The sequence below is a fragment of the Mesorhizobium sp. M4B.F.Ca.ET.017.02.2.1 genome, from assembly GCF_003998955.1.
Taxonomy (GTDB): Bacteria; Pseudomonadota; Alphaproteobacteria; order Rhizobiales; family Rhizobiaceae; genus Mesorhizobium; species Mesorhizobium abyssinicae.
Genome location: NZ_RZOF01000269.1, coordinates 1 through 8,595, shown reverse-complemented (window position 1 = coordinate 8,595; position 8,595 = coordinate 1). Strand labels below are relative to the sequence as shown.

Genomic DNA, 8,595 nt, shown 5'->3' with positions numbered 1-8,595 from the left:
CCAGCCCGCCGATCCCGCTGGCAGCGCCTTGCCGCCCGGCTCGCAGTATCGCCAAGGCAAGATCCCGTGTCCTCTCGCCGACGCCGAAGCCAGGTCCGAGAACAAAGGCCGAAGGCCGGCGCTCGCCGATGAAGTTGTTCAGGTCGGCTACGGTGTCGGTCCTGCGCAGCATGATCGCGGTCAGGTGCGCGGCATTTATCTGCATGGCGTCCGCTGGCGACAGCACGGTTACCGCTCCTGCCCCTGCCCTCGCGGCGGCAAGCGCCGACAACCGCGCGGCGCCGGTTGTCGACGGCCCGCCGGAAAACACCCCGGCATGGCCACGTTTGTATTTGTGCGCGTCGGTGGCTGGAACCGGCAAGTTCCCGAGCCAGAGAGCCGGCTTATTCTCGAACGTTCTTGGAATGAGGTCGTTGACGACACTGTCGGGGATGCCGATGTCGGCAAGCACGATCTCACCGCAGAGTTCGCGACCTGGCAGCAGCAGATGCCCGGGCTTTTTTCGAGCGAAGGTAACGGTGATGTCGGCCCGAAAAGCTTCTTCCCCAAGCACTGCACCGGTATCGCCGGAGACTCCCGAAGGCAAATCGATCGCAACAACCGGCAAGAGCAGGGATTTGGCAAAATCGATGGCGTTCGTAGCGTCGACGGGCAGCGACTTCGACAGCCCTGCCCCGTAGAGCGCATCGACGACGATTGAGCCGAAATCAGGGGCAAATGTCGTCAGCGGTCGGGGCGCGACCGGGCACTCCGCCGCGGCAATCGCGGCGTCGCTGCCGGCCCGCGGCTTGCCCGATACCCACACCGCGACATCGACGCCGGCCTCGGCCAGCAACCGCGCCACGACATAGCCGTCGCCGCCATTGTTGCCGGTGCCGCACAGCACATGCACGCGCGTCGCGGCCGGGTAACGCGCCAGCACAACGGCTGCGACCTCCGCGCCGGCCCGCCGCATCAGGCCGTAGCCGTCGAGCGGGCCAGCAGCGATTGCCAGCCGGTCGGCCTCGGCCATTTCAACCGGAGATAAAAGTTCGTTGCTCATGGATTGCCGTCCGCCCTCCGGTGAAGCATTGTCCAGTTTTCGGTTTGAAGCAAACAGCGAACACTGCCATTGCCTATAAAGGCATCGTTCGATGCGATGCGCCAACGGGCAAAACTGCCTGCAGATTGCGCTATTTGCCTAATTATTGTGCGGACGGGAGGGTCAGCAATGTATAGGCTTCGAGCGTCGATGACGCTTCCAATGCAGCGAATGACGCGAATGCGCATCGGGACGCGGCATGGTAGTGAAATCGCCCAATGGCGCTTCGAATCCGTCCGGACTGGCACAGTTCGTGCTTGATCGAAGCCGCAAGCGGGGCACAAAACCCGTCTTTTGGCAGTGGAGGCCACGTTTTACATGAAAAAGATCGAAGCGATCATCAAGCCATTCAAGCTGGACGAAGTGAAGGAAGCGCTTCAGGAGGCCGGACTGCAAGGCATCACCGTGACCGAGGCCAAGGGCTTCGGCCGGCAGAAGGGCCATACCGAACTCTATCGCGGCGCCGAATATGTCGTCGACTTCCTGCCCAAGGTGAAGATCGAGGTGGTGCTGGGCGACGACGCCGTCGAAGGCGCCATCGAGGCCATCCGCAAGGCGGCGCAGACCGGCCGCATCGGCGACGGCAAGATCTTCGTCTCCAACATCGAGGAAGTCGTGCGCATCCGTACCGGTGAGACCGGGATGGACGCCGTCTGACGCCTTTCTGCAACGTCATCATCAAAAAAACGTCACACAGGGATACATGACATGACGACAGCCAAAGACATCATGAAGCAGATCAAGGACAACGACGTAAAGTTCGTCGACCTGCGCTTCACAGATCCGAAGGGCAAGCTGCAGCACGTAACCATGGATGTCGTCGAGGTCGAGGAAGACATGTTCGCCGACGGCGTCATGTTCGACGGCTCCTCGATTGCGGGCTGGAAGGCGATCAACGAGTCCGACATGGTGCTCATGCCCGATCCCGACACGGTGCACATGGATCCGTTCTTCGCCCAGTCGACCATGGTCATCCTGTGCGACATCCTCGATCCGGTCTCCGGCGAATCCTATAACCGCGACCCGCGCGGCACCGCCAAGAAGGCCGAGGCCTACATGAAGTCGGAAGGCATCGGCGACCAGATCTTCGTCGGTCCGGAAGCCGAGTTCTTCGTGTTCGACGACGTCAAGTACAAGGCCGATCCCTACAACACCGGCTTCCGCCTGGACTCCACCGAACTGCCGTCCAACGACGACACCGACTACGAGACCGGCAATCTCGGCCATCGCCCGCGCATCAAGGGTGGCTACTTCCCCGTGCCGCCGATCGATTCCGCCCAGGACATGCGCTCGGAAATGCTGACCGTGCTCGCCGAAATGGGCGTGCGCGTCGAGAAGCATCACCATGAGGTCGCCGCCGCGCAGCACGAGCTCGGCATCAAGTTCGACACGCTGGTGCGCAACGCCGACAAGATGCTGATCTACAAGTACGTCGTGCACCAGGTCGCCAACGCCTACGGCAAGACCGCCACCTTCATGCCGAAGCCGATCTTCGGCGACAACGGTTCGGGCATGCACGTCCACCAGTCGATCTGGAAGGGCGGCAAGCCGACCTTCGCCGGCAATGAATATGCCGGGCTGTCGGAGAGCTGCCTCTACTACATCGGCGGCATCATCAAGCACGCCAAGGCGATCAACGCCTTCACCAACCCGCTGACCAACTCCTACAAGCGCCTGGTGCCGGGCTACGAGGCGCCGGTGCTGCTCGCCTATTCGGCGCGCAACCGCTCGGCGTCCTGCCGCATTCCGTTCGGCTCGTCGCCGAAGTCGAAGCGCGTCGAGGTCCGCTTCCCCGATCCGGGCGCGAACCCCTACCTCGCCTTCGCCGCCATGCTGATGGCCGGCCTCGACGGCATCAAGAACAAGATCCACCCGGGACAGCCGATGGACAAGGATCTCTACGACCTGCCGCCGAAGGAGCTGAAGAAGATCCCGACCGTCTGCGGCTCGCTGCGCGAAGCGCTGCAGAGCCTCGACAAGGACCGCGGCTTCCTCAAGGCCGGCGGCGTCTTCGACGACGACCAGATCGACAGCTACATCGAGCTGAAGATGGCCGAGGTGATGCGCTTCGAGATGACCCCGCATCCGGTCGAATACGACATGTACTACTCGATCTAAACTTCTGATCGGATTGAGATTTGAAGCCCTCGGAGGTCTCCCTCCGGGGGCTTTTTCATTGTCGTCCATGGTGATTATGCGAGCTATCGCGAGCCGGTGCTCAATAGGCGACGCGCACGTTCGCCGTCAGCGTGTTTCGCCACGTGCGCGATTTCTGTGCCGCCGCTTGGGCGATCTCCATGCAAAAAAGCCCCGGCGTTTCCGCCGGGGCCTTCTGGTCGCAGAGTATTCTGTTGCGGCGCGAACGCGCGCCGAGCGGATCAGGCGGCAGCCGAAACCTGGCCGCTGGCCGGGACCGACGCGATCGTCTTCAGGATCTGCGAAGCGATCTGGTAGGGGTCGCCCTGCGAGTTCGGACGGCGATCTTCCAGATAGCCCTTGTAGTCGTTCTTGACAAACGAGTGCGGCACGCGGATCGAGGCGCCGCGGTCGGCTATGCCGTAGCTGAACTTGTTCCACGGCGCGGTCTCGTGCTTGCCGGTCAGACGCTTGTCGTTATCCGGGCCGTAGACGGCGATGTGATCCATCAGGTTCTTGTCGAACTCGGCCATCAGCGCTTCGAAATAGGCCTTGCCGCCGACTTCGCGCATATAGGCGGTCGAGAAGTTGGCGTGCATGCCCGAGCCGTTCCAGTCGGTGTCGCCGAGCGGCTTGCAGTGGTACTCGATGTCGATGCCGTACTTCTCGGTCAGGCGCTGCAGCAGGTAGCGGGCCATCCACATCTGGTCGGCGGCCTTCTTGGAGCCCTTGCCGAAAATCTGGAATTCCCACTGGCCCTTGGCCACCTCGGCGTTGATGCCGTCATGGTTGATGCCGGCGGCGAGGCACTGGTCGAGATGCTCCTCGACGATCTGGCGCGCGACCGAGCCGACGTTCGAGTAGCCGACGCCGGTATAGTACGGGCCCTGCGGCGCCGGGTAGCCGCTCTCGGGGAAGCCGAGCGGACGGCCGTCCTTGTAGAAGAAATACTCCTGCTCGAAGCCGAACCAGGCGCCCTCGTCATCGAGGATGGTGGCGCGCTTGTTGGAGACATGCGGCGTCACGCCATCGGGCATCATCACTTCGCACATCACCAGCACGCCGTTGGTGCGGGCCGGATCCGGGAACACGGCGACCGGCTTCAGCACGCAGTCGGAACTGTGGCCTTCGGCCTGCTGGGTCGAGGAGCCGTCGAAGCCCCACAGCGGCAGCTGCTCGAGCGTCGGGAACTCGGCAAACTCCTTGATCTGGGTCTTGCCGCGAAGATTGGGGACCGGTGTGTATCCGTCGAGCCAGATATACTCGAGCTTGTATTTGGTCATTCTAGAGCCTCTCGTTGCTTGATCACCGCGCAGGGCGACGACGCATGGCCGGGCCGAGCCGACCTGCCGCGTCTTAAAAAGCAATTCGTGTGCCACTCCGGCAGTGGAGGGTGCGGCAAAATGGTCGTCACAAAGCGCTGAATTTGCTGAGCCGCCTCCGCGATGCGTTCCGATCGATCAAAAGCATAGTTTGCACAAAAATAGTGCAAATACTGATCTTTTTGTGGGCATATTGCCTAAATGAGTCGCAACCACTATCTTGGAAAGTAGATGAATCGACAGGCTCCTGGAGAAGAAGGGAGATCGCCAATGCAAGTCACCCCGTCCCGTCCGTCGGCAAAGATTTTGATGTTCCCCCTGGCAGGGCGCAAATCTGCCTCAAATTTAGGCGCAAAGGCCAAGTTCGCGGCAGAGCTTGCCTCGCTGCGCAACACGCATGCCGATTTTGATGGCTGGTACCACGAGGCGGCGATTGAGGAAGAGAGCACGCAGCGCAAGAGCTGATCGAGCCCTCCAGGGATTTCAGAATGGGAAAAGCCCGGCGTGATCACTCACGCCGGGCTTTTGCTTTGAGCGCCTGAGCAGCGCCTACTGCTTGGTGTTGAGGTCGGTTCCCAGCGTATCCCTGACGAAGATCATGCCGATGATCAGCGACATGGCGGCGATCACCACCGGGTACCAGAGGCCGTAATAGATATCGCCCTTGTAGGCGCTGAGCGCGAATACCGTCGCCGGCAAGAGACCGCCGAACCAGCCATTGCCGATGTGGTAGGGCAGCGACATGCCGGTGTAGCGGATGCGGGTCGGGAACATCTCGACCAGGATCGCCGCGATCGGCCCGTAGACCATGGTGACGAACAGCACGAGGATGAACAGGATGCCGATGGTCATCGGCCAGTTCACCGCCGCCGGATCGGCGAACATGGCAAACGCGCCGCCGCCCGGAATGCTGTAGACGGTGATCTCGGGCGCACCCGCCGCCTCATCCTTGGTCAGCAGCTTGTCTTTGACGGCCTGGTCGACAGCAACCGTCGTCTTCTCGCCGCCGCGGATCGCCGCCGCGTCGAGCTTGAGCTCGGGATTGGCCGCGACAAAGGCGTCGAGCTTCTGGTCCGGCACCTTGGCCGCCGCGCGCTTCAGCGGATAACCGCCGTCCCGCAACGACATGTTGACCGCCTTGACGAAGGCAGCGTCCTTGGCCTTGGCCTGATCGCCGGCGGCGACGGCGTCGTAGGACTCCACCGTCTCATTGCCGATCTTGACCGATGCGGCCGTTCCGGGTGCCGCCGTCGTGACCACGTCGTAAGGCACCGAGTTCTTGGTCAGGAACGAGGTGGCGATATCGCAGGACGTCGTGAACTTCGCCGTGCCGACCGGGTTGAACTGGAACTTGCAGTCGCCGGGCGCCGCGGTCACCGTCGCACGGGTGTTCTGCTGCGCGGTGGCGAGCGCCGGATTGGCAGCCCAGGTCAGTGCCTTGAACAGCGGGAAGGTGCAGACGATGCCCAAGGCGAGGCCGGCCATGATGATCGGCTTGCGGCCGATCTTGTCGGATAGCCAGCCGAACACGACGAAGAAGATCGAGCCGATCGCCAGCGCCACCGCGATCATGATGTTGACCGACTGCGGGTCGACCTTCAGCACGTTCTGCAGGAAGAACAGCGCGTAGAACTGGCCGTTGTACCAGATCACGGCCTGGCCGGCGGTGAGGCCGAGCAGCGCCAGCAGCGCGATCTTGGCATTCTTCCACTGGCCGAAGGCTTCCGAGAGCGGTGCCTTCGAACCCTTGCCTTCCTCCTTCATGCGCTGGAACGTCGGCGACTCCGAGAGCGAGAGCCGGATCCAGATCGAGATGGCGAGCAGCACGAAGGAGACGATGAAGGGAATGCGCCAGCCCCAATCGGCATAGGTTTCCTTGCTCATCGACCCCTGCACGATGAGGATGACGATCAGCGACAGGAACAGACCGAGCGTCGCCGTCGTCTGGATCCAGGAGGTGTAGAAGCCGCGGCGATCGTCGGGGGCATGCTCGGCGACATAGGTGGCGGCGCCGCCATACTCGCCGCCGAGCGCCAGGCCCTGCAGCATGCGCAGCCCGATAAGGATCACCGGCGCGGCGATGCCCCAACTGGCATAGCCTGGCAAGAGACCGACCAGGAAGGTCGACAGGCCCATGATCGTCATGGTGACGAGGAAGGTGTATTTGCGGCCGACAAGATCGCCGATGCGGCCGAACAGCAGAGCGCCGAAGGGGCGGACCAGGAACCCGGCGGCGAAGGCGAGCAGCGCGAAGATGTTGCGCGTCGCTTCCGGCGCCGAGGAGAAGAAGGTGGCGCCGATGAAAGCCGCCAGCGAGCCGTAGAGATAGAAGTCGTACCATTCGAAAACGGTGCCGAGCGAGGAAGCGAAGATAACCTTCTTCTCCTCCCGCGTCATGCCGCGGCTTGTTCCGCCGGCGGTCGATGCCATTGCCATTGAAAAGTCCTCCCGTGAGATCCCGTCTGTCCGCGATGGCTGCGCGCCATCGTCCACCTCTCCTCCGAGAGCAGACTCAAAGACGCAGCCACAGGTAAAAAGTGGCAGAAAGCGCCGGCGAAAGGCACCGCGACGATGGGATTATGACTTTCGTATTAGGTGCAGTGCGAAAGCGGAGCGCTGCGCTCAGGCTTTCAGCGCCTCGAGCAGGCCGATGGCCGCCAACATGTCGCGCTTGCGGGCCGAGCGGCGCGCCACGGCCTCGGCGTCCTGGCCCCAATGCTCGATCTGCCAGTCCTCGTCGACATGGGCTGCGGCCCAGGCCGTTTCGCCATCGAGTTCGCCGAAATCGACAGCCATGGCCAGCAGCGCCGATCCGGTCAGCGAGGTCATGACATGGATGGCGGCGAGCCGCAGCGGCTCGTTGCGCTGCGCAAGATGGGCGCCGAGCACGGCGATGGTCTCGCGCGGCTGCTCGACATGAACGATGCCCTCGGCGAGAAGGAAGCGGGCGCCAAGCGCGCCGCGCGCCCAATCGATGACCGGGTCCCAAAGCTGGTTCTGCCGGTCTACCAGCCCTTGCGGGCCATCGGCGCGGTAGCAGAGCAAGTCGGACGAGGCGAAGCGCAGGATATCCTCCAGCACCGCCTGCGGATCGCTGGCGACGCCGTCGATGGCGGTGTTGACGAGGCGCATGACCGGCATGGTGACGGGGTCGATGACCTCGCCTTGCGCGTCGAACTCGCCGGCAACCAGGGCCGCCGCCTTTTCGGTTGGCAGCGCCAGCAGTGTCTTGCCTGGCGTGCGTACCGGCCTGCCGTCGAGATGGACGGCAAAGCCCTCCTCAACCGGCGCGAGCGAGACGGTCTTGTAGAAGCGCTTCGGCAGCGGCGTCTTCATCTGGATCTGGGCGCGGCGCACGGGATCGGGATCGGAGAGCTGCTTTCCCGCTTCGAGGTCATTGAGGATGTCGCGCATGTCGAACTCCTTACGCTGGAACCTGCCTGCGCGGCCGGTTGACGATGATGAGGCCGGCGGCGATCAGGCCGAGCGCCAGGAAGATCCTGACTGTCGGCGGCTCGCCCAGCAGCACCGCGCCGCACAGAACGCCGAAGACCGGGGACAGGAAGGCGAAGCTCGACAGGCCGGCCGCCGGATAGCGCGTGAGCAGCCAGAACCACAACACATAGGTGAATGCGACGATATAGAAAGACTGGAACAGCAGCGCCAGGGTCGGCAAGGCGGTGACCGCGCGGATGGGCGGGCCGGCGAAAGGCATCACCAGCAAACCGACGACAGCTGCGCCAGCCAGCTGGTAGAGCAGCAGTTTCTCGGCGCTGGTCTCGACCAGTTTCGACCGCTTGATGACGATGCTGGTCATCGCCCACAGGATCCCCGACCCGAGGCTGAGCAGATCACCGGTGAGTGTGGCAGTGTTGCCGGCAACGATGCCGTCGGAGAAGACCGCCGCAAGGCCGCAGAAGGCCAGAACCAGTCCGCCCAGCTTGCGCGCGTTGATGCGCTCGCCGAGCAGGAAATGACCGCCGATCAAGACCCAGAACGGCATGGTGTTGACCAGCAGCGTGTTGCGGGCAACGGTTGTGTATTCCAGCCCGATAT

At 63.0% G+C, this 8,595-nt stretch carries 8 protein-coding genes; 3 read left to right on the top strand and 5 right to left on the bottom strand.

Annotation, left to right across the window (positions count from 1 at the left end):
- Positions 1 to 1,042: NAD(P)H-hydrate epimerase (locus tag EN738_RS25445; RefSeq protein ID WP_127286114.1), on the bottom strand; the 1,042-nt coding region annotated here is incomplete at its 3' end.
- Positions 1,043 to 1,399: 357 nt separating this feature from the next.
- Here EN738_RS25445 and EN738_RS25440 point away from each other — a divergent pair.
- A complete protein-coding gene (locus tag EN738_RS25440; protein ID WP_006205430.1) occupies positions 1,400 to 1,738 on the top strand; it encodes a P-II family nitrogen regulator in 339 nt (112 codons plus the stop codon).
- 51 nt (positions 1,739 to 1,789) lie between these two features.
- Positions 1,790 to 3,199, top strand: coding sequence for a type I glutamate--ammonia ligase (gene glnA / locus EN738_RS25435; protein WP_127286113.1), 1,410 nt, complete (start codon positions 1,790 to 1,792; stop codon positions 3,197 to 3,199).
- A 260-nt stretch (positions 3,200 to 3,459) separates the two neighbouring features.
- Here glnA and EN738_RS25430 read toward each other — a convergent pair whose 3' ends face one another.
- Entirely contained in the window at positions 3,460 to 4,500 is a 1,041-nt protein-coding gene (locus tag EN738_RS25430; protein ID WP_127286112.1) for a glutamine synthetase beta-grasp domain-containing protein, read from the bottom strand.
- 309 nt (positions 4,501 to 4,809) lie between these two features.
- On the opposite strand from EN738_RS25430, the gene EN738_RS25425 reads away from it, so the two are divergent.
- Positions 4,810 to 5,004 carry a DUF2735 domain-containing protein gene (locus EN738_RS25425; RefSeq protein ID WP_127286111.1) on the top strand — a complete coding sequence of 65 codons (195 nt, stop codon included), beginning with the start codon at positions 4,810 to 4,812 and terminating at the stop codon, positions 5,002 to 5,004.
- A gap of 84 nt (positions 5,005 to 5,088) precedes the next feature.
- Here EN738_RS25425 and EN738_RS25420 read toward each other — a convergent pair whose 3' ends face one another.
- The 3 genes from EN738_RS25420 to EN738_RS25410 all read right to left on the bottom strand — a co-directional run.
- On the bottom strand, positions 5,089 to 6,975 hold the full coding sequence (locus tag EN738_RS25420; RefSeq protein ID WP_127286110.1) for an MFS transporter: 1,887 nt from the start codon (positions 6,973 to 6,975) through the stop codon (positions 5,089 to 5,091).
- A 186-nt stretch (positions 6,976 to 7,161) separates the two neighbouring features.
- Positions 7,162 to 7,953, bottom strand: coding sequence for an ATP12 family chaperone protein (locus EN738_RS25415; protein WP_127286109.1), 792 nt, complete (start codon positions 7,951 to 7,953; stop codon positions 7,162 to 7,164).
- Positions 7,954 to 7,963: 10 nt separating this feature from the next.
- A partial coding sequence (locus EN738_RS25410) for a DMT family transporter (protein ID WP_145966927.1) occupies positions 7,964 to 8,595 on the bottom strand: 632 nt, incomplete at its 5' end.